This window comes from Parabacteroides sp. (assembly GCF_977054455.1).
Genome location: NZ_CDRTCT010000003.1, coordinates 78489 through 104078 on the forward strand (window position 1 = coordinate 78489; position 25590 = coordinate 104078).

Sequence of the window (25590 nt, forward strand, 5' to 3'; positions counted from 1 at the left end):
TGTTCCTCGTTTTTTATTAGAATGTTAAATTAAGTCCGATCGAATACTTCTTCTGAATCGGATAAGACATATTATTTAAAGTCTCAGGATCGAATGAATCGATAAGAGGAGTGAATGTTAACAAGTTTTCGCCCAATACATATACTCTCAGACGGCTAATACCAACTTTAGAGAGATGCTTCTGTGGAATTGTATAGCCGATAGTCAAGTTCTTCAAACGTAAATAAGCGGCATTTTGTAGATAACGATCTGTATTCTGTCTATTTCCACCATTTACCCACGTCGGACGCGGAAAATATGCCCCTGTATTTTCCGGTGTCCAGTAGTCCAAAGCCTCTTTCAAAGGAGTATCCCATTCTGAAGTGATTCCCCAGAAAGCATTGCCACCGCACATGTAATCACGTTTTCCAATACCTTGCCAGAACATTTCAAAGTCAAATCCCTTATATTCGAAACCTGCAGTAAAGCCGTAGCTATAGCGAGGAGTATCATTACCGATGATTTTTTCATCCCCCATATTACTTAATGTTTTGCCCTTCGTGATTTTACCATCATTATTACGGTCAACGTAGCTTACATCACCAGCAGCCCATGTCCCGCCATATAATTCGGATTTGTCTAATTTTTGTGCATCGGCATCTGTTTGATACAAACCATTGGATTCATAACCATAAATAGTCCCTATCTTATAGCCTTCGTAATACATATTTTTATTGTCTTTATCGCGAAGAGTTCCTGTCGGATTAGCGAATCGAGTAATTTCTGATTGATAGTCAGACAAAACACCTTTTACCCAATAGCCTAATCCATTTTCCAAACGGTCATTCCATCCAAGCGACAATTCCCATCCTGTCGTTTTCAAATCGGCAGCGTTTTCAACTGGAACATTGGCTCCCAATACAGCAGGCAATGCTTGTCCGGCAGTTAGCATGTCTTTTGTATCACGGCGATACCAGTCAAAACCGGCACTCAAGCGCTGGTTCAAGAAAAGAGCATCGAAGCCAAAGTCCATCTGATTAACAGTTTCCCAAGTAAATGCAGCACTAACCAAGCCGGCCGGTGTAACGGCTACTGGACGAGCACCGCCTAAAATCATACCATAGCTCGTGTTTGTTCCATAGGATGCCAAATAAGGGAAATTGCCTAAATCACCTGTAACCTGATTGCCCAACGAACCATAAGATGCACGGATCTTCATATCATCCCACCATGTTCTCAGTGGTTCCCAGAATGATTCCCCGGAAATACGCCAAGCTGCAGATACTGAAGGGAAGAATGCATAACGGTCATCTTTCGGGAATTTAGAAGAACCGTCATAGCGTCCGTTAAATTCAATCAGATAACGTTGTTCGTAGTTATAATTCAACCGGAAGAAGAAACCGTTGATAGACCAGTGAGTTTCTTCATACCCGACGTTCTTTTCACCTGTAGCTAAGTTCATTGCTGGATTAGAATCGTCGATCAATCCTTTACGACCTGCCCAAAAATATTTATTATGCTTATATTCCTGGTTGTAACCGGCCATCACTTTGAAATTATGAGAGCTATTGAATGTTTTTGTATATTCGGCAAAAGCATTGAAAGCAGTATAATAATCTTCATTGTTTGTCATGACTACACTACTTGGGTTTGTCCAAGGATAGACTCCCTCTGTTCCTGCGACCGCCTTATACTCGGTAAAACTCTGCACATGCTGTTTAGAGCCTTTGTTATACATATTGAATGTATAGTCTGCATTGATAATCAATCCGTCCAACGGAGTAATACGGATAGCTCCTGTCATCCATAAGTCGTTTTGCTTATAATCGTTATTACCGCCTTGTGCCTGTAGAGCGATTGGGTTTGTATAACTACCCATACCTGCATAATAACGTTGGCCGTTATCTACATATTGCTTACCACCAAGCGTAGTAATACCTAATGTCGGATCATTGATTGCAGCAGCTCCGGCTGTATTATATAAAAGTCCGGTGTGTCCGTGATAAACAGGCATTAACGGACTCAAGTCATTCTTCATCATACCGCTATAAGCCTCGATACCGGACCACGCCGTAGAGTTCATAGCTGTCGTACCACCTGAAGGGTGAGACTCTTTCGTGTAAGTATGCATAACTTTAGCAGAAACATTCAACCATTTTGTAACGTCAGTCGAGATGTTCATGTTTACGTTAAATTTATGGTAACTATCATCTGCTTCTTTCAGCAAACCTCCAACATCATTATAGCCGACAGAAGCATAATAAGTTGTTTTTTCACTACCTCCATTAACATTGACATTATACATTTGGGAGAAACTTGCCTTTTTATATAATTCACGGAACCAGTCTGTATTACCGCAATACTGCCACTTGTTCGGATCTGAAGATTCGTTATAAAATTCAGGATAAGCATATTCGCCATTGGCGTATGCTTCTGCATATTTATAAACATCTTCATTATAATAATGGCCGTTACCTCCACCATTCTGGTAAGCCAAATCCTTCATTGTCAGGAATTCCATCGAATTTGCATTCTGGATTCGCTTAGAAGGACTCTGCCAATAACCATTAGCAGTTAAAGAAACCTGAGGTTTACGTTCTTTCTTTCCTTGTTTAGTTGTAATCAAAATTACACCATAGGCAGCACGCGCACCATAGATAGCAGCAGATGCAGCATCTTTTAATACGGAGATAGACGCAATATCATCCGGATTAACCAAGTTTGCATCCATCTGCACGTTATCGACCAATACTAACGGACTACCGCCATTGATAGATGTGGTACCACGAACGTTGAAATCGGATCCTTTACCCGGAGCACCGGATTTGATAGTTACATTCAGGTTTGGAACGACTCCCTGCAAACCTTGTCCGATATTGGCGATAGGACGGTTTTCCAAAACATCACCAGCCACTTGCGCTACAGCACCGGTCAGGTTGGCTTTCTTTTGCGTACCATAACCCACAACCACTACTTCTTCAAGAGCTTGTGAATCTTCTTTTAAATTCACTTTCAAGACAGACTGTCCAGTGTATTTGATCTCCTGAGTAACATATCCGATAAACGAAATCTGGATAATGGCTCCTTTGTTTACACCTTCCAATGTAAAGTTACCGTCCATATCGGTAACGCTACCATTAGTTGTGCCTTTCACGATAACAGATGCACCGGCAACAGGGCCTAAGGCATCTTCTACAACACCGGACACTTTCCCGTTTTGTTGGGAAATGTTCGTTTCTTGCTTAAACGGTGCAGTTTCTGCAAAAGCACCTGCGGGGACAGCTAAGGCTCCCGAAAGCAAAATCAGACTAATTAGTTTAGTTTTTTTCAACATAGAGTATATATTTAAAAGAAATAATACATCCTACGAAAAATGGCTTTCATCCGTTGAGTGTCTTGTTAGATCAGGCTCATTAGATTGGGCATACTTTTATAGCGTTTTTCTGTGTTTTTGTAATTAGTTCTATCAGAACTCATGCATTTGCAAAGAATTATATACGATATATGTGAAATTTTTGCAATTAATGTAGTTTACGAATAAGCAACAAGTCGGTTTTCATAGGAAAATGGATGCTAATACTTGATATTGCTCAATGTTTGCAAGGAATCTGTAATGCCTAATTGTTAATATCGAGTCCAGTGCAAAATTTTTTAAACAAAAAACACACAACGAAATTAAAAATTCATATCTTTGACCCGGATATGAAAGATCCAAGAACCATAGTTCTGATAGAACTCATGCCTCTTCCCGATACTTGCGATTTAAAAATAATCTTATTTTTGTAATATTATATATTCATCTGAATATTTTGTAGTTATGTGCATTTTTATCTGTGCAAAACATGATTCTGTACCCATCAAAAAAAGGTGTAAGAACGATAAGTGATGAAACCTAATGCTTGTGTTAATTTATCTATGGTAAAGCAGAGGGCTTATTGTATAATACCGGTTTCTTGACAACAAAATACAATCTTTAATAATAGAGCTGAAATCCGGCTTTTTTGCGGGCAAAAAGGACTTTGTCGGCTGAGGTGCGCAGTTTTTTGACACGAAGACGGTCGTAATTGTTCTGAGGTACGCAGTGTAGATAGCATGACGACCGTCTTGATGGCGATGAAGACGGTCGTAAAGGGAACGAAGACGGTCGTCGTGGCGGGAAAGCCCCGGAATCGGTTTGAGATATACGGGAAATCCCTCGACTTTTTTTATTACAGGCGATTCTCCGGGAGTTCAGGTTTTCCACAATATCCGGTCTTTCTTCTATCTGATTACAAAAAGACATCGTTTTTTCATTTTCTGCCTACGACGTTTTTTCAATCGTTACCAATTCCGGTAAAAAGCCGGCAAAAAGTCAAATCAAAACGATCCGGAATTTTACCCGAAATAGAATCCGGGCCAATCTGGGGTTATTGTCATTTAATTTGGTGATGTTGATGACATAATTCCTTATCTTCTAAACAAAAAAACAGACAATAACCTCCCTTAAAAGGGGCTTTTTGTATATTGTTGGCAATCAGTGTTATAGTATGTGTAAGATTATTAATAAATATTACCCGCGATAGAAAACCGAAAAATATGGGATGAAAATCTCATTTTTATGGGGTAGTATTTCGATTTGGACCAACGGGTATTTTGGAAAAACAGACAATAAGACAAGAAAAATGCCCCCCCCTCTTAGACAATGATTTTGAAGATAAAGTGACAAAAACAAGTTGCCTGGGGTGGGGGAAATTCAATCGCGTTCGAAATCGGACAGCACTTCTGCCGTAGTGGCGTTGATTTTTTTGTCCAATACATAAATCCGGTAAGACAGGCTCAGTTCCTTGCCGGGTTCCAAGGTGAACGCCTGCTGCTTGGTCGGCGAGAAATTCCACATGACATCGCCGGCAGGCTCGTTGACGGTCTTGTCCCATACGCGCAAAGGTTCGGGATAGTTCAGGTTGGAAGGGTCGGCAACGATCAGGATACAGGCTTTTTCGTTTCCCGCTTTCCCCTGGTAATAGCACCAACGGGCTCTCGAACCGTCAGCCTCGTCGCGGGAAAGGCCTTCCGAAGTGAGCATTTCGGCTGTCTGGTCGTTCCAGTCTTCGCGCGTACGGATACATATACCGCCATAGCGGTAAACCTCCATGGTGATCGGGCTGAAACCGGCGAGGCGGACAGTGGTGTGATAGTCGATATAATAGCCCGGTAAGGATGTCGTTCCGATGCTGATTTCCAGACGTTCGTTCATCGCTACCTTTTCTGCGGGAGAATCGGGGTAGACCACATGGTCCAGCGTCGCAACAAAACCGTTGTCGGATACGCGTTCGAAGTTGCGGAAGCGGACCGTTCCTTGTTTTTTGTGGAGATTCCAGAAGTCGATCTCATGACCTTCAAACGTGGTTTTCGTCCAGGCGTACCACAAACCGAAATGATGGTAATGGTCGGCGGGAGAACAATTGGTCATCACTTCGCCTTTCAACGTCTTCAAGGGATGGATGAAACCGCTGCGTTTATAAACCGAGTCGACGCCCGGAGCCGGGTAAACCGTGGCATAGTTGTAAGAGAACAGCAGTTTATCCCCCATCTTATAGTCCAGGGCTTTTCCTGTATCGACAACGGAACAGGATGTTTCGGATGGCCGGCAAGAGCCTAAGAACAGAGAAATCAAAAAAACACCGATAGAAAAAATAGCAGTTTTCATAATATGACAATTAAATAGTAATCAGTTATCCGGCATGCGGCAAGGCAGCGTGAACCAGAAAGTGGAACCTTTGCCTTCGACCGATTCCAGTCCGATTTGGCCTCCTAAATGGTCTACGAAACCTTTGCATAAAGCAAGTCCGAGCCCTACGCCTTTGGAATGGCTTTCCACAGCCTGCACGAAACGGGCGAATATCTTCTGTTGCATCGCTTCCGGAATGCCTTTGCCCGTATCGGCTACAAAAAAACGAATTTTTTCCGTTCCATCCCAATTATAGCCGATCCGTATTTCTCCCTTCGACGTATGTTTGATAGCATTAGACAGCAGATTCGACAAAATCTGGACCAAACGATGGCGATCCGTATAGATGGAAATATCGGGAACCGGGCCTTTCTGCAATGCGACGGACGGCTGGATTTGCAATTTCGCCGTTTCGTACAATCCGTTCACGATATCGGGGAGAAAGACCTTCGAGTATGTAAACGAAATCGTATCCGATTCGATCCGGGAGATATCCAGCACATCGTTCAACAAGTTGAGAAGCAGTTCGTTGTTTTCTTTAATGATCCGGATGTATTGCTCGCAGGTTTCCGGGTTTTCCTCTTCTACCAGTAGTTGCGAAAAACCGGCAATCGCATTAAGGGGCGTACGGATTTCATGATTCATATTTGCCAGAAAAGCCGATTTCAAATGATCGGAACGTTCGGCTTTGTCTTTTGCCTTGACAAGTTGTTCTTTCAAACGGCGGTTTATTTGAACCAGGACAAACAGGAAGATGCAAAACAGGGCCAGTCCCAAAATCATCAAATACAGTTCACGGGATCTTGATGTAAGCTGTTCGTTCTCCATCTGGATCAGGGCGGCTTCGTTGCCGGTTTCGAACTTGCCGGTTGTTTCAGTATAAGACTCCTGCCGGACAGGATCCTGCAGGCTTTCCCCGTATGCCGGTAAACCGGATCCGGGAAAAACCGACATCAGCAGGGATATTAATATGTAGGACAGTAACCGTTTCATTCCAGACTTCGCTTATTGGTTAATTTAATGGATGGTCCCGCAATATGAATTCAAAACGGGTTCCTCCCGACGGATCCGGAAAGACAGTCAAAGCACCGCCCATCTTGACAAGCAGACCTCTGCTGATCAGCATATCGAGTTTCATATCTTCCAATTTGCCGGAAGTTTGGACGAGGCGGTCAAACAGGAATTGATATTCCTCCTGTGTCATCGTCCAGTTTTCACCGGATATCGTAAAGCAGACCTCATTCGCGAGGCTTTCGTATTTGATAAGGATACGCCCTCCGGCCGTGTGGGTCGCAGCATAATGGAGCAGATTGGACAAGGATTGGTTCAACCGTACCGGATCCGTCGTAAACGGCCTGTCTTCACAAGGGAGCAAGAGGATTTCCACATCGTCCGGAATCTGTTGCCGGATGCTGCTGCAAACCTCTTCGACCAATCCGTTCAAGCTGATTTTTTCATATTGGAACTGCATTCTGTCGGACTCGATTTTGGAGACATCCAGGATATCGAATATGACACGTTGCGCCCGCTCGTTACGCGAACAGATTTCGGTGGCGTATTCCTGTTTCTTGCCGGGGTCGGATTCCAGGATCAGAGCATCTGACAGGCCGGATATCTCCTGCAGGAACACCTGTACTTCGTGGCTCATGTTCTGCAGGAAACCGGATGTTTTCTTATCGGCCCGGCAAGCTTTCTTTGCTGCAACAGCCAGTTCCTGCTTTATCCGGTAAAAGCGGAACAGATAATAGAACAACAGGAGGACGGTAATGGACAGAGCCAATACCAGAACGATCTGGATACGTATAATGAAGATCCGTTTTTCGCTTTCCGCCTCCAGGCGGTCCATGTCGTAGGCCGGGCGGAACAGTCCGGAGGGTTCGGCAAAGCATGTGTCGCCGGCAGCCGGGCATACGGTATCGTGAGGTAAAGGATGGATGGTTTCCACCGCGCCCTCTACCTGCCCCCAAGCCATACTTGTTGTGTAGAACAATAATAACAAGGAGATTGCATATTTAACAATAGTACTCATTCACTCCTTTAAGTAATCATCAACCTTACTTTTACCCTATCACGCAAGTTGCAGATTCTGATCAAATAGTTGCCTATCCTAATCAATTTACAAATGTAATAAAAGAATTGGAAAAACAAGTAAATAATCCGATAAGCCTTCAATTTTAATGGAAATAAAAAACATGCCGTAAAGCCGTATCGCGATTGGCGAAATATTTCTTTAATCGTTTGCGTTATATGGGGATTTAGCATACCTTTGCACGATAATAACCATAGATTGGAAGAAATTTCTAAATACAATTAAATAACTTAAATTATTATCTTATGTGGTTACTTAATTCTTCTATCGGGAAGAAGCTGATAATGAGTATATCAGGTCTCTTTCTTGTTCTGTTCTTATTGTTCCACTTGTCAATGAATGTGGCGGCTGCTTTCTCTGGAGAGGCCTATAACATGATTTGTTCATTGTTGGGAGCAAACTGGTATGCCGTCGCTGCCACTTTGGTTTTGGCTGCAGGCATTGTGATTCACTTCGTGTACGCTCTTATTCTGACACTTCAGAACCGTAAGGCTCGCGGAAACGACCGTTATGCAGTTAACGTTCGTCCGAAAGGAGTGGAATGGGCATCTCAGAACATGCTGGTACTGGGGATTATCATTCTCCTGTTCATGGTACTACACTTCAGCCAGTTCTGGTATAAGATGATGTTCGCCGAATTATTGGGCCATCATGAGGTCGCTTTAGGCGCTGCTACGGTATCTCCACAGGATGGCGCGGCATTTATCAACTACTATTTCCAGGGAAACATTTTGATTACTGTTCTTTACCTGATCTGGTATGCAGCCTTGTGGTTTCACCTGACTCACGGTTTCTGGAGCGCTATTCAGACAATCGGATGGAATAACACGATCTGGATGAACCGTTGGATTTGCATCTCTAAGATTGTAGCGACTGTCATCTGCGTACTGTTTGCTATCATTACTGTTGTTTTCTACGTGAACGGTGTAGGAGGCGATTGTGCTGCTGTTTGTGCAGGCCATTAATTTAAGGTGTAACATTATTGAAAATAAATCATTATGACTCAAATAGATTCTAAAATCCCTCAGGGCCCGTTGGCTGAGAAGTGGAAAAATTATAAAGATCATCAGAAATTGGTGAACCCCGCAAACAAACGTCGTTTGGACGTGATTGTAGTAGGTACGGGTCTGGCTGGAGCTTCTGCTGCGGCTTCTCTGGCTGAAATGGGATTCAACGTGCTGAACTTCTGTATTCAGGACTCTCCCCGTCGCGCACACTCTATCGCTGCGCAGGGTGGTATCAATGCCGCAAAGAACTATCAGAATGATGGCGACTCCGTCTACCGTCTGTTCTACGATACAATCAAAGGTGGTGACTATCGTGCCCGCGAAGCTAACGTTTATCGTTTGGCAGAAGTCTCCAACAATATCATCGACCAGTGCGTGGCACAGGGCGTACCTTTCGCACGCGAATACGGCGGTCTGCTGGACAACCGTTCATTCGGTGGCGCTCAGGTATCGCGTACGTTCTATGCCCGCGGCCAGACCGGACAGCAGTTGTTGCTGGGCGCTTACTCCGCGTTGAGCCGTCAGATCGGTTTGAACAAGGTGAAGATGTACACTCGCCACGAAATGCTGGATGTTGTTAAGGTGGATGGCCGTGCTCGCGGTATCATTGCCCGCAACTTGATCACCGGCCAGATCGAGCGTTTCTCCGCCCATGCCGTAGTGGTTGCAACAGGTGGTTATGTCAATACTTTCTTCCTGTCTACCAACGCGATGGCTTCCAACGGCTCTGCTGCATGGCAATGCTATAAGAAAGGCGCTTACTTCGCTAACCCCTGTATGGTACAGATCCACCCGACTTGCGTGCCGGTGAAAGGTGATTTCCAGTCTAAATTGACGCTGATGTCCGAGTCTCTGCGTAACGACGGTCGCATCTGGGTCCCGAAGAAGCTGGAAGATGCGAAGGCTTTGCAGGCAGGAACTAAGAAAGGGAAGGATATTCCCGAAGCAGACCGCGACTACTATCTGGAACGCCGTTATCCGGCATTCGGTAACCTGGTTCCGCGTGACGTGGCTTCACGTGCCGCCAAAGAACGTTGCGACGCCGGTTTCGGTGTAAACAGCACAGGCTTGGCTGTATTCCTGGATTTCTCCGATGCCATTAATCGTTTGGGTAAGGAAGTCGTAAAACAGAAATATGGTAACTTGTTCGATATGTACGAAGAGATCACGAATGATGATCCGTACGAAACTCCGATGATGATCTATCCGGCTCTGCACTACTCGATGGGTGGTCTGTGGGTAGACTATGAATTGATGACTTCTATTCCGGGTCTGTTTGCTATCGGTGAAGCAAACTTCTCCGACCACGGGGCGAACCGTCTGGGTGCTTCCGCTTTGATGCAAGGATTGGCCGACGGTTACTTCGTATTGCCTTATACGATCCAGAACTATCTGTCCGACCAGATCCAGGTTCCGCGTTTCAGTACCGATCTTCCTGAATTTATCGAGGCGGAAAAGGCGATTAAGGCTCGTATCCAGAAATTGATGAATGTCAAAGGTAAAGAAACGGTCGATTCCATCCACCGCAAATTGGGCCGTATCATGTGGGAACATGTAGGTATGGCACGTGACGCCAAGGGATTGGAAGAAGCGATCCAGATGTTGAAAGACTTGAAGAAAGAGTTCTGGAGCAATGTGTTTATTCCGGGAGAGGCAGAAACCCTGAACACGGAATTGGACAAAGCTCTGCGTCTGGCCGACTTTATCGAGATCGGTACGCTGATGGCGCACGATGCTTTGGACCGTGCGGAGTCTTGTGGAGGACATTTCCGCACAGAGCACCAGACGGAAGAAGGAGAGGCTTTGCGTCACGACGACAAGTTCATGTACGTGTCTTGTTGGGAATATCAGGGCGAAGACAAGGATCCGGTTATGCTGAAGGAAGATTTGAACTATCAGTTCGTTGTTCCTCAAACACGTAACTACAAGAAGTAATAATCATCAATCACAAAAATTAGAATCATGGATAAAGATATAAATGTAACACTTAAAGTTTGGCGTCAGAAAGGTCCGAAAGAAAAAGGGCAATTCGAGACCTACCAAATGAAGAACATCAATCAGAGTGTTTCTTTCCTGGAAATGTTGGATATTCTGAATGAGCAGTTGGTCAACGAAGGTAAGGAACCGATCGTATTCGATCATGACTGCCGTGAAGGTATCTGCGGTATGTGTTCACTTTATGTAAACGGACATCCTCACGGACCGGCTACAGGTGCCACTACCTGCCAGCTTTATATGCGTCGTTTCCACGATGGCGAAACGATTACGATCGAACCGTGGCGTTCTGCCGGTTTCCCGGTTATCCGCGACTTGATGGTTGACCGTTATGCTTACGATAAGATCATCCAGGCAGGCGGTTTCGTCTCCGTAAATACCGGTGGTGTTCCTGATGCTAATGCAATCGCTATTCCTAAGGCGGATGCCGATCTGGCTATGGATGCTGCTGCTTGTATCGGTTGCGGTGCTTGTGCTGCTGCTTGTAAGAACGGTTCAGCCATGCTGTTCGTTTCTGCAAAGGTGAGCCAGCTGGCTTTGTTGCCGCAGGGCAAAGTAGAGGCTACACGCCGTGCAAAAGCTATGGTGGCTAAAATGGATGAACTGGGCTTTGGCAACTGTACCAACACCCGCGCTTGTGAAATGGAATGTCCGAAGAACATCTCTGTTAGCAACATCGCCCGCTTGAACCGCGAGTTCATCTCTGCTAAGTTGCAAGACTAATACATTATATATATGTATATGGAAAAGCCCGTTGCCATCGGCAACGGGCTTTTTTATGCCTGTTCAAGTCCACAAAAAAGCCGCACTCCCTATAATAAACGGATGCGGCTTTTTTGTTGCTTTCCAGTGAAACAGTCTCTCGATTCCCCCTCTGCAAAGACTTTGTTAACCTTAGATCTAAAATACTATGAAAAAAACTCACTGCAAATATAAAGTATATTTATTGAATATGCAAGAGTTTTTGTTGCATTTTATTGCAAATTTGCCACTTTTTGTTTTAAATTTGATACTGTGTGCGGATTCACATTGTTATTATATCAAAAATCTATCGATTTTGTCACTTGAGAGTCGCTTTGAAATCCACTTTCTGTATGAAATTTTCCGGGGATGGAATCCAGGATGTCGAACAACGCTTCCACTGTTTCCGCACGCAGCATGGCGACACGTGTCTGCTTGAAGTCGGCAATGCCCTTAAACAACGGGGTTGCAGCCAAATGACGGCGGATGTGGAGGATTCCCCGGCGCTCATCCAAACGTTCCACGCTTTGTTCTACCTGCCTTTTCAGTATGTCCAAATACCAGGAGAAGGATTCGGCAGGCAATAGCTCGCCCCTATTCAGGTAATGTTTTACTTCCTTGAAAATCCAGGGACGGCCTATACTGCCGCGACCGATCATAACGGCATCTACGCCATATTGTTCGAAACGTTGTTTACAGATTTCGGCGGAGGTTACATCACCATTGCCGATGATCGGGATCTGCATGCGGGGGTTCTTTTTTACCTCGCCGATCAGTGTCCAGTCTGCTTCTCCTGTGTACATCTGCGCCCGGGTACGTCCGTGGATGGAAAGGGCGGCAATGCCGCAATCCTGCAACTGTTCGGCCAATTCCACGATAATCCGGTTGTCGGCATCCCAACCCAGACGGGTCTTTACGGTGACAGGGAGGTTCACCGCTTTTACGACTTCGCGGGTAATGTCCAGCATCAATGGAATATTGCGCAGCATGCCGGCACCGGCACCTTTGCCTGCCACCCGTTTGACCGGACAACCGAAATTGATATCGAGTATGTCCGGATGGGCGGCTTCGCAAATCTTTGCGGCCTCGACCATGGTCGGGACATCGCGGCCATATATCTGGATGGCGACAGGACGTTCTTCGTTCGCCACGTTCAGTTTTTGCTGTGTTTTATTTACGCTACGGATCAGGGCGTCTGCCGAAACGAATTCGGTATACACCATGTCGGCACCGAAATGTTTACACATCAACCGGAAAGAAATATCTGTAACATCTTCCATCGGGGCCAGGAAGACGGGGCGTTCGCCTAAATCTATTGTACCTATTTTCATGTTTATATCATCAATAACGGGTACAAAGGTATTGATTTCCTGCTAAAAACAGGGATAAAAGAGTGTCTACTAAAAAATATAGTAAAATAACTATATGATATAGTTGTATTACTAAATAATATAGTTATATTTGTGCATTCCTCTAATAAAAAACGGATTATGGTCAGATTAACATCAAAAGAAGAAGAGATATTGGGCTACTTTTGGGCAAAAGGTCCTTTGTTCGTTCGCGAATTGCTCGACTTGCAGGAAGAACCCAAGCCGCATTATAACACCTTGTCCACGATTGTCCGCTCGCTGGAAGAAAAAGGATATATCGGATACAAGGTGTATGGCAATACGCACCAATATTATGCACGGGTATCGGAAGACGATTACCGGCGAAATTTTCTGAAACAGGTGATCGGCAAATATTATGACAACTCGTACACCCGTGTCGTTTCGACGTTGATAGAAGAAGAGGCGCTCACGATCGACGAGTTGCAGGAGCTGATCCGGCAGATCAAAAACAAATAAAAGCCAACGTTTATGGAATCCTTTCTGCTATACATATTAAAATCCGGCATTTGTCTGGCTGTATTCTACGTCTGTTTCAAGGCGTTGTTCAGCAATGACACGTTTTTCCGCTTCAACCGCTGGATGCTGCTGGCGGGAACAGGGATTTGCATGCTCCTGCCACTCTGCCGGATCAAAACGTCCCGGCCTCTTCCTCTTAGCCGTCCGGTCAGTCAGCTGGAGATGGTTTTCCATGAAGAAGAAGAGGCGATGGTGCTTCCGGTTCCGGAAAAGGAAGAAATGATTACGGGTGTGACGGAGCAGGAAAAGACTTCCGTCCCCTGGACTGGGATCATCGGGATTGCTTATTTTACAGGCTGTTGTATATGTTTGGCCACAACATCCCTGTCATTCAGGAAAATGTATCAACTGGCGGGGAGTGGCAGGAAATTGAAGCAGGGGAAGTACACGTTGATCCTGCTTTCCGGTTCTGTGTCCCCTTTCAGTTGGGGGCGTTATATTTTCCTTTCGGAAGACGATTACCGGAATCATCCGGACGAAATCCTCACACACGAGAAAATGCACCTTCGTCATAACCATTCGGTCGATCTGGTTTATATGGAAACGATCCTTCTGTTGCAATGGTTTAATCCCGCCGTATGGCTGTTGAAAAGGGAATTACGGGATATACACGAATACCAGGCGGATAAAGGCGTACTCAATCAAGGCATCGATGCAACAAAATATCAACTATTGCTCGTGAAAAAAGCTGTCGGCTCCAGCCTCTACACTCTTGCCAACAGCTTCAATCACAGTAAAATTAAAAAACGTATTACTATGATGTTAAAAAAGAAATCGAACAATTGGGCCCGGTTGAAGCTTGCGCTCCTGGTCCCGGTAGGCCTTGCGGCCTTAAGTGCGTTCGCCCGTCCGGAGGCAAGTCCGCCGTCGGCAGCGATCGGAGACATTCGTCTATCGGCTAACAAAAGTACGGCAAATCAGGAAACTATGCAACAAGATCATGTAGTTTTCCTTACCTACAAAGAATCGGGTTCGGAGGATCTGAACAGTATAGTATGTAAAAATCTGGACAGGATCAGAACGCGAGTAGCGGAAGGGCAATTCAAGAACGCCCAGGAAGTGGCAATTAATCCGGCTTTTGAGGATGTCCCGGCTTCTTATCTGGAGAAGGTAAAAGCGGTTTTGGAAGAAAGAGGGATTCAATGCAAGATCGATAAGACTGTTCCGAACACGATCATGGATGATGTTGCCAAGCCTCATCGCAAATATGATGATGTAGTTTATTTGATTCAGAATAAAAAGATCGTCATGGGACTCAGTGTAAGCAAGTTCAGTGCGAACCAGAATGATCCTCGACTGGATCGGATATCCAAGTCGGTTCCTCTGATTTTTCAACCTGAGAACTCCAAAGTATCCAGGCAAGAGATGGAAAAACTCAAAGGACTGTTGGAGAAAAAAGGGGTGACCGGTGAAATCAATATGAATGTCTTTAAGATCGGGGATGCTGCAGCTCCACCTCCTCCGCCACCACCTCCTGCGGGACAGGTTATTTTCAGTTATCGGGACGGACAGCCGGACCGGCAGTTCGTTTTATATGATCGCCATGCCAAACCGGGGCCTAATCTCGGACAACGCATAGACAAGATTTACAGGGATAATATTGTGAAGGTAAGCGTCAGGATCAACAAAAGGGCTCCTAAAGATCTGGTGGAAACTGTTAAGCAAGAGCTGAAGAAAAAGATCGATTATCCTGTTCAGTACGAAATATTGCAATACGTCGACTAAGGGGCAGTGGCATAGAGTCTATATTTATCATCCTCTCCGTTTGCAAAACCCATTGCGGGAGCGTGGACGGGGAGGAATAACCTTTTCACGGAAGGGATTGTCTATTACAGAATGTTAGTATCTTTACTCCTTCAAAAGAAGGATTCGGATGATACATAAAATAGAGCTACTTTTTCTCGTTTGCTTTTTTACGGCTTGCTCTTCTTCCGGGCAGAAAGAAGTTGCGACCACCGGTGAACTTCTCCGGCAGGCGGCTTTTTATGGAGAGAGGTTGCAGTTTCAGCCGGCGTTGGAGACTTATCGGCTGGCAATCAGGCAGGCGGGGAAGGAAAAAGACAGCGTTGCCCTTTCCGTTGCCTATCTGGAAATGGGGAAAATTTACCGGAAGCAATCATTGAAGCGGAAAGCGCTGGAAAACGGGCAGAAAGCATTAAGCTATATCAAAAGCCCTGCCGCTGACTCGTTGCGGCTGGAGCTTTATCGGGAAATAGGGGATGTTTACACCTTGTCCGGACAGGCAGACAGTGCCTTTCACTATTACGAAATGGCCGGTTGCCGGATAAAACAGGCGATGATCCTGCGGCAGACTGGAAGAGACAAAGAAGCAGAATCTTTATTAAAAGCGGAGCTGGAACAAGCGATTGGCTCGAAAGAGAGAGCGGAGGTATGTTTGGCATTGGCCGATTTGCAGCTCTCTTTGGGGAAATGGGAGGAAGCCGAAAAGAACTTAAACCGGGTGCCGCCTTCCCACCCGCATTTGTATGCCGCCCTGTCACGCATCGCTCAAAGCCGTGGAGACAGTTTGCAGGCTGATTTTTACCACAAAAGCTACCTTCACCACTTATCTGAACTGCGACAGGAAAGAGAACAAAAGCAAATCACCCGACTCCTTTGGACTTCGGAGCACAAAGAATGGGAGAGGCGTTTGTCCGATACCCGGAAGACGCACGAAGGACAGGTATATGTCTGGATCACTCTGCTTATCTCCTGTAGCACCGGAATCTGGGGATATTCCCGTTACCGGCAGAAGAAAGCTGTCGTTTCTCTGTCCGAGGCGGACTTCCGTTCTTCGGAAATCTACCTGCGTTTCCACAGCAAAGAGGAATGGAAACCGGCTTCCAAAGACTGGGAAGAATTATTGCAGGCGTTCAACCGGGCCTATCCGGAATTTCGGGAACGGCTGAAGAAAGAAGTTCCGAAGTTGAGCGAACAGGAATGGCGGATGTGCTGCCTGATCAAAATGGAAGTCCCTCCTTCGACCGCCGCCATGCTTCTCTGCTGCACCAACCAGGCTATTTCGATGCGCCGCGTACGCCTATATCAGAAAATCACAGGCGAAAAGGGTACTCCTGAACTATGTGACTCCTTTATTCGTGATTTTTAAGCAGATGTGAACGGATGTGAAACCGGAAAAGTAGCCGTATCTTCTACTTTTGTCTGAAAAAAAGCGTATGAAAAAGATGTTGTTCGGGCTTATGACAGCCGTTGCCACTTTTACCGGATGCGGATCGAATCCATCCACCGGAGAATTACCTCGGATCGATCTGACAGCGACAAGTTTTGCTTCCGGCCAGTTAGGGATTGCAGACGAAATTGATTCCATCGAATATGTCCCGTTGGAGCTGACGGATGAATCGTTGATCGCAGATGTGTTGGACTTATGCGTTTCCGACGAATACATCTTCGTCTATTCCACCCGTCAGGACGGTGTCCTGCAGTTCGACCGGAAAGGAAAGTTCCTTCGCTGCATAGCCAAGACGGGAAATGGGCCGGGAGAGACGGGACAGATCATTTCGTTGACTGTAGACGAAGAGAACCGCCTTTTCTGTGTCAGTGAATACTTTTCCACCTCTTTCTACTCTTTTGATGGAGAATTTATCAAAAAAATAGAGAATCCCCGTCCTTACTCTTACCAATTTTCGGTCGGGCCGAATACGATGGCTGAATTGGGTAGGATGTATGTTCCTATGAATACACCGGGCATGTTCAGTCTCGGAGTGTTCAACTGGGCTACGGGAGATACGGTCGCATTCAGGCATACGATCGGTAATACGGACCTGATGCCTTTGGAAGAAACGAGCCTGAAAGGTTGGATCTACAGCGGCAGCATGGACGGAGTGCTTTGCTATTCGGACGGGATAGACACGGTCTGGAATGTGAATGCCAGAAGTATCGCTCCGGCTTTCCTGATCAACACGGGCTATTCTGCCGAGGAGGAGAAAGAAACGCGCTCTTCCGAGACCGGAAACGAGGCGGTAGACGGGAAATATAGCGTCTTCAGTTTCTTCGAGACACCCCGGCATTATTTCGTCAAGTGTTTCAAAGGTTCCGACCAGTCCCAATTCTATCTATACGGTTTGGATAAGGAAACCGGTGAGTTGAAGCGTGAAACTTCTCCGCTCAATGCGCAGGAATTATTCAAAAACAACTGGACACTGGCAGGAATAGGCATCCGGAATACGAAAGACAACGGTCTACCTGTCTGGCCTTACCTGTCTTATCCCAGCAAAAAACAAATGGTGCAGTTTAATACAGCCGCAGAAATCGAATATCTCAAAGAGAAATATCCCGGCCTGAAGAAGCACCCGGTTTTGCAGCAGGTAACGGAAGATTCGAATCCGCTCGTCACGATTTATCATATGCGCTGATCCGGATAAACAAGCATAAGCATCCACTCCGAATCCCATACTTATGGAATTTTAGTTTCATAAGTATGAGAGCGGAAACGGATACCTATGCCTTTCTTTTCGGATATAATGTTTACCTTTGCGAACGAACCAGTAAATGTATAAGAACTTGAACGAGAAAGATTTTGAAATAATGGCGCCTGTCGGTTCGTACGAATCACTGATGGCGGCTATCCAGGGAGGAGCCGATTCTATCTATTTCGGTATCGAAGGGTTGAATATGCGTTCGCGCTCTTCCAATAACTTTACGACAGACGACTTGCGCAAGATCGTTGCGATCTGTCGTGAGCACGGTATTAAAAGCTACTTGACCGTCAATACGGTTATTTACGGGGAAGACTTGCCTCTGATGCGCGAGATTATCGACGCGGCGAAGGAGGCGGAGGTTTCGGCGATCATTGCGGCCGATGTGGCGGCCATGAGCTATGCCAACAGCATCGGGCAGGAAGTGCATCTCTCCACACAGCTCAACATCTCCAATGCGGAAGCGCTGAAATTCTATGCCCGTTTTGCCGATGTCGTCGTCTTGGCACGCGAACTGAACCTGAAACAGGTGCATGAAATCTACCGGCAGATCGTCGATGAACAGATCAAAGGGCCGAAAGGAGAACTGATCCGCATCGAAATGTTCGCCCACGGAGCCCTCTGTATGGCTGTTTCCGGCAAATGTTACCTGAGCCTGCACGAGATGAACGCTTCCGCCAACCGCGGAGCCTGCATGCAGATCTGCCGCCGCGCTTATTCGGTAAAAGACAAAGACAGCAATATCGAACTGGATATCGAAAACCAGTACATCATGTCGCCCAAAGACCTGAAGACGATCCATTTCATGAATAAGATGATGGATGCAGGCGTACGGGTATTCAAGATCGAAGGGCGTGCCCGCGGCCCCGAATATGTCCGTCTGGTGACCGAATGCTATAAGGAGGCCGTGCGTGCTTACTGCAACGGTACTTTCGACGAAGAGAAGGTTGCCGCTTGGGACGAACGCCTCGGCAGCGTGTTCAATCGGGGGTTCTGGGACGGTTATTACCTGGGGCAACGGTTGGGCGAATGGAGCAGCAAATATGGTTCAGGCGCGACTAAGAAGAAAGTGTATGTCGCCAAAGGAATCAAATATTTCGATAAGATCGGCGTGGCCGAGTTCGAAATGGAGTCCGGCAGCCTGAAAACGGGCGATGAGATCCTAATTACAGGGCCGACAACGGGTGCGGTCATGCAGACGATAGAAGAAATCCGTGTAGACTTGAAGCCGGTGGCCGAGACTGTCAAAGGCGAACGATTCTCCTTCAAGGTGAACGAGAAAGTCCGTCCGTCCGACCGGTTGTATAAAATGGAAAAGGTTCAACTTGAAAAAGTATTTGAATGATGAAAGCGTATATTTTTAAACTGACAGATAAGGTCCGCGATTACGAATGCGACCTGCAGGGAGTGGTCAACAACTCCAACTACCAGCATTATATGGAGCATACCCGTCATGAATTCCTGGAAGCGCTCGGCGAGAATTTCGGAAAGATGCACGAGAAAGGGGTGGACGGATTTGTCTCGCGGGTGGAAATCCAGTATAAGACTTCCCTCAAGAGCGGCGACAGCTATATCTCCTGCCTCAACGTTTATAAAAAAGGTGTCAAGCTCGTATTCGAACAGGACATTTACAGGGCTTCCGACAATGCGCTGGCAACGAAAGGGATTGTCGAGTCGGTTATCGTTGAGAACGGAAAGCTGACACGCGGCGAATATTTCGACGAAATGCTAAAAAGAATAGAACATACATGACAGACAAACGGATTTACCAAATCGGCCTTACTATGATAAACGGCGTGGGAGATATCCTGGCGCGTCATCTCCTGCAGACTTTGGGAGATGCAGAGGCCGTGTTTGCTGAAAAGCAACAGTTATTAAGCAGGGTCCCAGGTATCGGCTGCAATATCGCTGCCGGAATCAAGCGGCCGGAAATCCTCTTACAGGCGGAAAAAGAATTGGCTTTTATCGAGAAAAACCACATCTCCTGCTATTTCCTGACCGATACGGATTATCCGGCACGCCTCCGGGAATGCCCGGACGCTCCTGTTCTTTTCTATTTCAAGGGAGAGGCGGATCTCGATGCAACCCGTATCATCAGTGTCGTAGGTACCCGCAACGCGACTGAATACGGGCGGGAACTTACCGAATCTCTTATAAAAGACTTGGCAATGGCGATCCCGGATCTGCTGGTTGTCAGCGGACTGGCTTACGGTATCGATATCTGTGCCCATCGAAGCGCCTTGCGTAACCGGTTGCCGACCGTTGCCGTGCTGGCGCACGGCCTGGACCGGATCTATCCTTCCAGCCATCGGAATACGGCTGTCGAGATGTTGGAATCGGGCGGGTTGTTGACCGACTTTCCCAGCGGGACGGAACCGGACCGCCCTAATTTCCTCCGACGTAACCGGATTGTCGCCGGAATGTCGGACTGTACGATCGTGGTCGAATCGGCCGAGAAAGGAGGTTCTCTGGTGACTGCCGATATTGCCTTCTCTTATGGGCGGGATGTCTACAGCTTTCCGGGACGTGTCGGCGACACTCATTCCAAAGGCTGTAACAATCTTATCCGGCAAAACAAAGCCGGCTTGATCACTTCTGCCGACGATCTGCTCTCCGCCCTTTGTTGGGATGTCCAGGCAACGGCTGCTCCCGTACAAACGGAACTGTTTTTCTCCGATACGGATACGAATGTTCCCGCCCCGGAGCAAAATCCGGTTTTGGCCATCATGCGAACGCGGAATGAGATCCATATCAACGAGCTTGCCCTGGCATTGGAAATGCCGGTACATCAACTTTCGACGCTATTGTTCGAACTGGAAATAAACGGGAAGATAAAAGCGTTGCCGGGAAATCTCTATAAACTGTCCTGACCGCCTTTTCATATACGGTTTGTGTGTGAGAGAAGAAACGAAACCCTTATAAACAATTAAAGGCTGTCTCACGACAACCCCTAACCAACTTTGTTAACCTTAAATCTAATACTATTATGAAAAAACCACATTGCAAAGATACGCCCGTCAAGAGCATTTGTCAAGCATTTTACCGCTAATACTTGTTAACCGGACGGGTGCTAATAGCAAAAAGATTTTAATCAGCCCTAAAGAGTCTTTTAAACAGCGCTATTTTGTTAAATCGAGGCCCTGGAACAGGTACGGATAGTCCGTTTCGATCACATCGGGACGAGTGCCGATCTCCGACTGATAACCGGCGATTTTCTCAGTTTCCGTTTTCGCGCGGTCGTGTGTCGGAGCAACGGAAATCATGCACATGACTCCATTCCGGTGCAGGGCGTCATACAACGGTTGCTGTTCGGGCTTCATCTTCGGGCCGACATAAGCCATCATTTGTCCCCAGGGAATGCCGGCTTTCTCATACTTATCGAATTCTTCCCGGTTCTTACACCAGCAGGAAAACATCGCATCCGGTTCACGGTCGAGATAATAGCGGGCTTGAGCGGCGTTATGCACCGTGTACATGACGTTGGCAGGCTTTTCCTTTTCGATGAAATCAGCCATGACCTCCAAGGGGACATCCTTGATATCCAGATTCAGGATTGTTTTGCCCTTGCTCCATTCCAGGCATTCTTTCAAGGTCGGAATCTTGAAAGCAGTCACGTTGCCGTTCCGGTCTACCAGATTGAATTGTTGCAGCTCTGCATAGGTGTAATCCGAAACTTTTCCTTTTCCGGTGGTTGTCCGGTCGATGGTTTCGTCGTGCATCAACACGATCACCCCGTCTTTTGTCAAACGCGGATCTATCTCGAAAAACGATTCCATATAGGACAGAGTCTTCTCGAATGATTCGATGCAGTTCTCCGGATAGCCGTCCAGCATTCCGCCACGATGCCCGCTGATCACAATCGGGCGGTCGGGAGCATACCGGAAATAGGCATGAAGATCCCTGCTGTTCTTCACCGGAATATAATGAGGATTTTGTACATTGCCCGAAGCCGAAAGGTTACCGGCCGGCATAAAGGCTCCTAAAAGGAGTACAAGAAAAAAAGATAGCATTTTCATGATGTTCGTATTTACATGGATTCTTTATCGATTACACGGCCGGGCATGAGTGCGGCTATTTCGGATCAGCCTGTACCCTTCTTTCCGCATAGGCCTTGATTCTCTCCTCACAGCTTTGCTTCGCGATATCCCGGAGCAGTTCTACTTTGGGGATAAGCGCTTCGATATCTTCTTTGGTGACACGGAAGAGTTTATTGTAGCGAGCTTGGATATACGCCTCCTGCAACAAATCAAAAAGGCGTTTTTCTTCTTCCGTATCCCTGGGAAAGGCTTGGGATGATTCAAGGGAATGCGTTTTGGCTCTGGCTGACAATTTTATCAGGCTGTGCTCTTTCGGGCTATATAGCGTGAAAGTCAGAATGATACTATTATAGAAATTCTCACAGGCTTGATGCAAATTAAAAGAACAGAGTTTATAATCACACATTTTTTCATAGATAAGTTTGGTTGATTGCAAGAAGCTATTTGCACGTTCAAACTTTTCCGTGTAATACTCCTCTGCCAACTCTTTTATCTCCTGAAAGTTCTGTTTACGGCGACGGGCCAATTTATGACGCCCGCTGTTATAAAGCATGACGCCTTCGCGCTTGATATCCGCATAGAAATACCGGTTTTTAAGGAGGGCTTTGTTCAGGTCCTCGATGCTTTCATCAATAAACTGGACGGTCGTCGATTCGTTCCGGTTCATTCCTTTATAATAATTATCTAAAGCCTTGTTCAGTATATAATTGATGTTATAGCGTGGAAAACGGGTAGCGGTCACGACCAAAATATCATAATCACTCATAAAACAGGTACGTACGCCATATTCGATGCGCTGGTCGTAGTCAACATATGTGTTACGGGCATAACTTCCGTAGAGAATGATCATCTCGCACTCAGGAAGTACTTCCAGTACGCACTTTACGATTCTTCTGAGGTCATCCCGCTTTTCTTCGGGAAGGTAGTTGATGGATGTTTTCATGCTTCGTTTATCTATGCGCAACAAATGTAATCATATTTAAAACGAAATCCATCTATTTAGATAACAAGTTATCCTCATGAAATATCGGGTAAGCCAAAATAGGGTCGGAAACAAGGAGCGGACGAGAAGAGGCAGGTATATAAAAAAATTAAGGATTGTCATCACGACAACCCCTAACCAACTTTGTTAACCTTAAATCTAATACTATTATGAAAAAACCACAATGCAAAGATACATGCGTCAAGACCGTTTGTCAAGCCTTTTTCGGACAATATATGTTAAGCCCTCGCGGCTATTTTGCCAAAAAATGTTAGCTATTATGAAACTATACAGATTACGTGCAAAAACTGCTAATTTTAACGTTCCCTCTGCCTCTTCGTTACCGGGAAAATATTCCCCTCGTGCTTCCGAAAATATCCCCTTGTTGCATATGAAACTATTTTACTGCCATACTATTCTTTCATTTCCGGTTACGATTATATAATCATCCCTTTTGCTGGCGGAGTTGCAGGAAATGGATTCCGGTATCGGCTCGTTAATACAAATTAACGCATTATCTCTTGCATATTTACGATAGATTCGTAGCTTTGCGATACGATCGTAAAAATAATATAGAAAATGGAAAGATTAACAAGACAGGAAGAGGATGTGATGCGTTGGATCTGGCAGATCGAGCCGTGTTTTATCAAAGACATCCTGGCGAAGTATGAAGAGCCTAAGCCTCCTTATACGACACTCGCTTCTATTGTGAAGAATCTGGAACGTAAGAAATACGTGAAAGCGAAACGTTACGGGAATACTTACGAATACAGGCCGCTGATCCCACAGGAAGAATATAAACGGACGTTTATGGGAAGTGTGGTGAACAACTATTTCGAGAACTCTTACAAGGAAATGGTCTCCTTCTTTGCCAAGGAACAGAAGATTTCGACCGACGAGTTGAAAGAGATTATCGACATGATCGAGAAAGGACGAGAATAAACCGTTAAATACATACTGCCATGACACCGGAATTTGCCTACTTCTTGAAGGTGAATGTAGCTTTTATACTCCTTTATGCCTTCTACCGGCTGTTCTTTTACAAGGACACCTTCTTCAAACTGCGCCGCACCATCTTGCTGGCATTCTTCGGAGTGTCATTGCTTTATCCGTTGATGAATATTCAGGATTGGATCCGGGAGCAGGAGCCGATGGTGGAAGTCATACAAATGTATTCGGCTATTTTGCCCGAAACGACGATAACATCTGGCGATGTCCCCGAAACCAACTGGCATGATCTGTTGCTTTCCGGTGTTTCTTGTCTTTATTGGGGCGGGGTTATCGCCCTGTTGCTCCGTTTTTTAGTGCAGTTGAGCAGCATATTGTTGCTGGCACGGCGGTCGGAAGTGACTTTGATCCGTAACGTACGTGTACATCTATTAAATAGGCCGGCCGGCCCTTTTTCCTTTTTCCGGTTGGTATTCCTGCATCCCGACAGCCATTCCGAGAAGGAGATCGATGAGATTCTGACACACGAGTGCACGCATGTCAACCAGTGGCATTCGATCGACGTGATTATCTGCGAACTGGTTTGCATCATCTGCTGGGCGAATCCGTTTGTCTGGCTGTTGAAAAGAGAGGTGCGTCATAACCTGGAATATCTGGCGGACGATACGGTGCTTGAGTCGGGCTATGACAGCCGTAGCTACCAGTACCACCTTTTGGGGTTGGCACATACCCCTAAATCGGTGACCTCTTTATCCAATAGCTTTAATATGCTGCATCTGAAAAACCGGATCAGCATGATGAATAAGAAACGTTCCCGGAGTATCGGGCGGACGAAATACCTGATTTTTATACCGGTTGTGGGGGCTTTGCTGATCCTGAGCAATGTCGATGCATTGGCCCGGATCACGGACGAGTTGACGGAAAGTACGTTTGCCGATGTCCTGCTGCCTGACGCCATCCAGCCATTTCCGGTGGCCAGTCATGTCGCTCCGGGTAAAAAGCGTGAAGAGTATGTCCTATCCGAGGAAGGGGCGGAGGCTGTCAAGCGTGCCCGTAACCAGATCTTTACGGTTGTAGAGGTGATGCCGGAATTTCCGGGCGGGCAGGGCGCTTTGCTGAAATTCCTGAAAACGAATGTCAAATATCCGGAATCGGCTCTGAAGGACGGCATAGAAGGACGGGTCAGTTGTTCTTTCGTTGTCGGTAAAGACGGAGCTATCTCGGAGGCGGAAGTGATCCGCGGGGTAAGTCCGGCTCTGGATGAGGAAGCGTTGCGCGTGATAAACTCCATGCCGGTATGGTCACCGGGGAAACAGAGAGGCGAAGCGGTTAATGTCAAATATACGGTACCGGTAACTTTCAGGCTTTCCGGTGGCGACAAAAAGACCTCTTCGCGTGTCGGGCAGAACCAGGTCAAAGGAACCGATACGTCCGGCCGTGTCTTTACGGTCGTGCAGCAGATGCCGGAGTTTCCGGGTGGCCAGGCTTCGTTGTTGAAATTCCTGGCAACACGGATAAAATATCCGACTATCGCCCAGGAGAATGGAATACAAGGGCGTGTCTCTTGCTCTTTCGTTGTCGATACGGATGGAAGTTTGAAGGATATCAAAGTGCTCCGTGGAATCGATCCTTCGCTGGATAAAGAGGCTGTCCGGGTGATCGGGGAAATGCCGAAGTGGAAACCCGGCGTACAAAATAATATGGCTGTAGCCGTAAAATATACGGTTCCGGTTACTTTCCATTTGCAGTAATTGACCGGATA

At 46.3% G+C, this 25590-nt stretch carries 19 protein-coding genes; 12 read left to right on the forward strand and 7 right to left on the reverse strand.

What is annotated here, in order from left to right:
• Window positions 1–16: 16 nt before the first annotated feature.
• From ACW6QF_RS02145 to ACW6QF_RS02160, 4 genes are all read right to left on the reverse strand, one after another.
• Complete coding sequence (locus ACW6QF_RS02145) at window positions 17–3313, reverse strand: SusC/RagA family TonB-linked outer membrane protein (protein ID WP_456086650.1); 3297 nt, start codon at window positions 3311–3313, stop codon at window positions 17–19.
• Window positions 3314–4711: 1398 nt separating this feature from the next.
• Window positions 4712–5665, reverse strand: coding sequence for a DUF6807 domain-containing protein (locus ACW6QF_RS02150; protein WP_456086651.1), 954 nt, complete (start codon window positions 5663–5665; stop codon window positions 4712–4714).
• 21 nt (window positions 5666–5686) lie between these two features.
• Window positions 5687–6679: a sensor histidine kinase gene (locus tag ACW6QF_RS02155; protein WP_456086652.1), complete on the reverse strand. Its 993-nt coding sequence runs from the start codon at window positions 6677–6679 to the stop codon at window positions 5687–5689.
• Between the two features lie 19 nt (window positions 6680–6698).
• Window positions 6699–7715: a sensor histidine kinase gene (locus ACW6QF_RS02160; protein ID WP_456086653.1), complete on the reverse strand. Its 1017-nt coding sequence runs from the start codon at window positions 7713–7715 to the stop codon at window positions 6699–6701.
• A 305-nt stretch (window positions 7716–8020) separates the two neighbouring features.
• Here ACW6QF_RS02160 and ACW6QF_RS02165 point away from each other — a divergent pair, with 305 nt between their 5' ends.
• The 3 genes from ACW6QF_RS02165 to ACW6QF_RS02175 are packed head-to-tail and all read left to right on the forward strand — an operon-like array spanning window position 8021 to window position 11500.
• Window positions 8021–8740: a succinate dehydrogenase/fumarate reductase cytochrome b subunit gene (locus ACW6QF_RS02165; protein ID WP_298548577.1), complete on the forward strand. Its 720-nt coding sequence runs from the start codon at window positions 8021–8023 to the stop codon at window positions 8738–8740.
• A 33-nt stretch (window positions 8741–8773) separates the two neighbouring features.
• Window positions 8774–10717 carry a fumarate reductase/succinate dehydrogenase flavoprotein subunit gene (locus ACW6QF_RS02170; protein WP_298548574.1) on the forward strand — a complete coding sequence of 648 codons (1944 nt, stop codon included), beginning with the start codon at window positions 8774–8776 and terminating at the stop codon, window positions 10715–10717.
• A gap of 27 nt (window positions 10718–10744) precedes the next feature.
• Window positions 10745–11500: a succinate dehydrogenase/fumarate reductase iron-sulfur subunit gene (locus ACW6QF_RS02175; RefSeq protein ID WP_298548573.1), complete on the forward strand. Its 756-nt coding sequence runs from the start codon at window positions 10745–10747 to the stop codon at window positions 11498–11500.
• Window positions 11501–11817: 317 nt separating this feature from the next.
• On the opposite strand, the gene dusB is transcribed toward ACW6QF_RS02175, so the two are convergent.
• Complete coding sequence (dusB, locus tag ACW6QF_RS02180) at window positions 11818–12849, reverse strand: tRNA dihydrouridine synthase DusB (RefSeq protein ID WP_456086654.1); 1032 nt, start codon at window positions 12847–12849, stop codon at window positions 11818–11820.
• A gap of 159 nt (window positions 12850–13008) precedes the next feature.
• Here dusB and ACW6QF_RS02185 point away from each other — a divergent pair, with 159 nt between their 5' ends.
• The 7 genes from ACW6QF_RS02185 (at window position 13009) to dprA (ending at window position 20731) form a co-directional block, all read left to right on the forward strand.
• Entirely contained in the window at window positions 13009–13365 is a 357-nt protein-coding gene (locus tag ACW6QF_RS02185; RefSeq protein WP_298548569.1) for a BlaI/MecI/CopY family transcriptional regulator, read from the forward strand.
• A 12-nt stretch (window positions 13366–13377) separates the two neighbouring features.
• On the forward strand, window positions 13378–15150 hold the full coding sequence (locus ACW6QF_RS02190) for a M56 family metallopeptidase (protein ID WP_456086655.1): 1773 nt from the start codon (window positions 13378–13380) through the stop codon (window positions 15148–15150).
• A 148-nt stretch (window positions 15151–15298) separates the two neighbouring features.
• Window positions 15299–16534, forward strand: a complete 1236-nt coding sequence (locus ACW6QF_RS02195) for a tetratricopeptide repeat protein (RefSeq protein ID WP_456086656.1) — start codon at window positions 15299–15301, stop codon at window positions 16532–16534.
• A 67-nt stretch (window positions 16535–16601) separates the two neighbouring features.
• Entirely contained in the window at window positions 16602–17798 is a 1197-nt protein-coding gene (locus tag ACW6QF_RS02200; protein WP_456086657.1) for a 6-bladed beta-propeller, read from the forward strand.
• A gap of 136 nt (window positions 17799–17934) precedes the next feature.
• A complete protein-coding gene (locus tag ACW6QF_RS02205; protein WP_456086658.1) occupies window positions 17935–19206 on the forward strand; it encodes a peptidase U32 family protein in 1272 nt (423 codons plus the stop codon).
• A complete protein-coding gene (locus tag ACW6QF_RS02210) occupies window positions 19206–19613 on the forward strand; it encodes an acyl-CoA thioesterase (RefSeq protein ID WP_298548662.1) in 408 nt (135 codons plus the stop codon). The genes ACW6QF_RS02205 and ACW6QF_RS02210 overlap by 1 nt, the downstream gene beginning before the upstream one ends.
• The gene (dprA, locus tag ACW6QF_RS02215; RefSeq protein WP_298548558.1) at window positions 19610–20731 is read left to right on the forward strand and encodes a DNA-processing protein DprA; all 1122 of its coding nucleotides are present in this window, start codon (window positions 19610–19612) and stop codon (window positions 20729–20731) included. The genes ACW6QF_RS02210 and dprA overlap by 4 nt, the downstream gene beginning before the upstream one ends.
• A gap of 249 nt (window positions 20732–20980) precedes the next feature.
• Here the strand turns inward: dprA and ACW6QF_RS02220 are convergent, their stop codons facing one another.
• Window positions 20981–21871 (reverse strand): glycerophosphodiester phosphodiesterase family protein, encoded by an 891-nt coding sequence (locus tag ACW6QF_RS02220; protein ID WP_456086710.1) that lies wholly within the window; start codon window positions 21869–21871, stop codon window positions 20981–20983.
• 61 nt (window positions 21872–21932) lie between these two features.
• Entirely contained in the window at window positions 21933–22841 is a 909-nt protein-coding gene (locus ACW6QF_RS02225; protein ID WP_456086659.1) for a HEPN domain-containing protein, read from the reverse strand.
• A gap of 618 nt (window positions 22842–23459) precedes the next feature.
• On the opposite strand from ACW6QF_RS02225, the gene ACW6QF_RS02230 reads away from it, so the two are divergent.
• Together ACW6QF_RS02230 and ACW6QF_RS02235 are read left to right on the forward strand one after the other, a co-directional pair.
• Window positions 23460–23822, forward strand: a complete 363-nt coding sequence (locus ACW6QF_RS02230) for a BlaI/MecI/CopY family transcriptional regulator (RefSeq protein WP_005633254.1) — start codon at window positions 23460–23462, stop codon at window positions 23820–23822.
• A gap of 20 nt (window positions 23823–23842) precedes the next feature.
• Window positions 23843–25579, forward strand: coding sequence for a TonB family protein (locus tag ACW6QF_RS02235; protein WP_456086660.1), 1737 nt, complete (start codon window positions 23843–23845; stop codon window positions 25577–25579).
• The last annotated feature ends 11 nt before the right edge of the window (window positions 25580–25590 follow it).

What these genes read in the sequence shown, in the direction of transcription:
- ACW6QF_RS02185 (WP_298548569.1), top strand. Translation starts at nt 13,009, where the DNA reads ATGGTCAGATTAACATCAAAAGAAGAAGAGATATTGGGCTACTTTTGG.
- ACW6QF_RS02195 (WP_456086656.1), top strand. Translation starts at nt 15,299, where the DNA reads ATGATACATAAAATAGAGCTACTTTTTCTCGTTTGCTTTTTTACGGCT.
- ACW6QF_RS02210 (WP_298548662.1), top strand. Translation starts at nt 19,206, where the DNA reads ATGAAAGCGTATATTTTTAAACTGACAGATAAGGTCCGCGATTACGAA.
- ACW6QF_RS02165 (WP_298548577.1), top strand. Translation starts at nt 8,021, where the DNA reads ATGTGGTTACTTAATTCTTCTATCGGGAAGAAGCTGATAATGAGTATA.
- ACW6QF_RS02170 (WP_298548574.1), top strand. Translation starts at nt 8,774, where the DNA reads ATGACTCAAATAGATTCTAAAATCCCTCAGGGCCCGTTGGCTGAGAAG.
- dprA (WP_298548558.1), top strand. Translation starts at nt 19,610, where the DNA reads ATGACAGACAAACGGATTTACCAAATCGGCCTTACTATGATAAACGGC.
- ACW6QF_RS02175 (WP_298548573.1), top strand. Translation starts at nt 10,745, where the DNA reads ATGGATAAAGATATAAATGTAACACTTAAAGTTTGGCGTCAGAAAGGT.
- ACW6QF_RS02150 (WP_456086651.1), bottom strand. Translation starts at nt 5,665, where the DNA reads ATGAAAACTGCTATTTTTTCTATCGGTGTTTTTTTGATTTCTCTGTTC.
- ACW6QF_RS02205 (WP_456086658.1), top strand. Translation starts at nt 17,935, where the DNA reads ATGTATAAGAACTTGAACGAGAAAGATTTTGAAATAATGGCGCCTGTC.
- ACW6QF_RS02235 (WP_456086660.1), top strand. Translation starts at nt 23,843, where the DNA reads ATGACACCGGAATTTGCCTACTTCTTGAAGGTGAATGTAGCTTTTATA.
- ACW6QF_RS02200 (WP_456086657.1), top strand. Translation starts at nt 16,602, where the DNA reads ATGAAAAAGATGTTGTTCGGGCTTATGACAGCCGTTGCCACTTTTACC.
- ACW6QF_RS02145 (WP_456086650.1), bottom strand. Translation starts at nt 3,313, where the DNA reads ATGTTGAAAAAAACTAAACTAATTAGTCTGATTTTGCTTTCGGGAGCC.
- ACW6QF_RS02190 (WP_456086655.1), top strand. Translation starts at nt 13,378, where the DNA reads ATGGAATCCTTTCTGCTATACATATTAAAATCCGGCATTTGTCTGGCT.
- ACW6QF_RS02225 (WP_456086659.1), bottom strand. Translation starts at nt 22,841, where the DNA reads ATGAAAACATCCATCAACTACCTTCCCGAAGAAAAGCGGGATGACCTC.
- ACW6QF_RS02160 (WP_456086653.1), bottom strand. Translation starts at nt 7,715, where the DNA reads ATGAGTACTATTGTTAAATATGCAATCTCCTTGTTATTATTGTTCTAC.
- dusB (WP_456086654.1), bottom strand. Translation starts at nt 12,849, where the DNA reads ATGAAAATAGGTACAATAGATTTAGGCGAACGCCCCGTCTTCCTGGCC.
- ACW6QF_RS02230 (WP_005633254.1), top strand. Translation starts at nt 23,460, where the DNA reads ATGGAAAGATTAACAAGACAGGAAGAGGATGTGATGCGTTGGATCTGG.
- ACW6QF_RS02220 (WP_456086710.1), bottom strand. Translation starts at nt 21,871, where the DNA reads ATGCTATCTTTTTTTCTTGTACTCCTTTTAGGAGCCTTTATGCCGGCC.
- ACW6QF_RS02155 (WP_456086652.1), bottom strand. Translation starts at nt 6,679, where the DNA reads ATGAAACGGTTACTGTCCTACATATTAATATCCCTGCTGATGTCGGTT.